Origin of the sequence: Caballeronia terrestris (genome assembly GCF_001544515.1) — a bacterium.
GTDB lineage: Bacteria > Pseudomonadota > Gammaproteobacteria > Burkholderiales > Burkholderiaceae > Caballeronia > Caballeronia terrestris.
In genome coordinates this window covers 1-593 of sequence record NZ_FCOL02000607.1, presented here as the reverse complement: position 1 = coordinate 593, position 593 = coordinate 1, and the positions used below count along the sequence as shown (strand labels likewise).

The 593-nt window shown below is 61.2% G+C and carries 1 protein-coding gene; it reads left to right on the top strand.

The features are described from left to right. On the top strand, positions 1 to 593 hold a 593-nt coding region (locus AWB67_RS39185; RefSeq protein WP_200822452.1), incomplete at both ends, for a dihydroxy-acid dehydratase domain-containing protein.

Here is a 593-nt window from a genome sequence, read left to right as displayed (position 1 = left end):
GGCGAGTTTCTGATGGAGGATTTTTACTACGCGGGCGGTTTGCCTGCGGTCCTGAAACTGATGGGCGACCAGGGGCTGCTGCACAAGGACGCGCTGACGGTCAATGGCAATACGATCTGGGACAACGTCAGCAAGGCGCCGAACTACGACGAAAAGGTCATCACGACGTTCGAAGCGCCGTTCAAGCCGAAGGCGGGCATCGCCGTGCTGATGGGCAACCTGGCACCGAACGGCGCGGTGATCAAACCTTCGGCGGCGACGGCAAGCCTCCTGAAGCATCGCGGACGGGCAGTCGTGTTCGAGACGATCGAAGAGCTACATGAGAAGGTTGACGACGAATCGCTCGACATTGACGAAAACTGCGTGATGGTGCTGAAGGGCGCGGGGCCGAAGGGTTATCCGGGCTTTGCGGAAGTCGGCAACATGCCGCTGCCGAAGAAAGTTCTGCAAAAAGGCATCACTGACATGGTCCGCATTTCAGACGGCCGCATGAGCGGCACGGCTTACGGCGCCGTCGTGCTGCACGTCTCGCCGGAAGCGGCGGCGGGCGGACCGCTCGCGTTCGTGCAGACCGGCGACATGATCGAACTCGA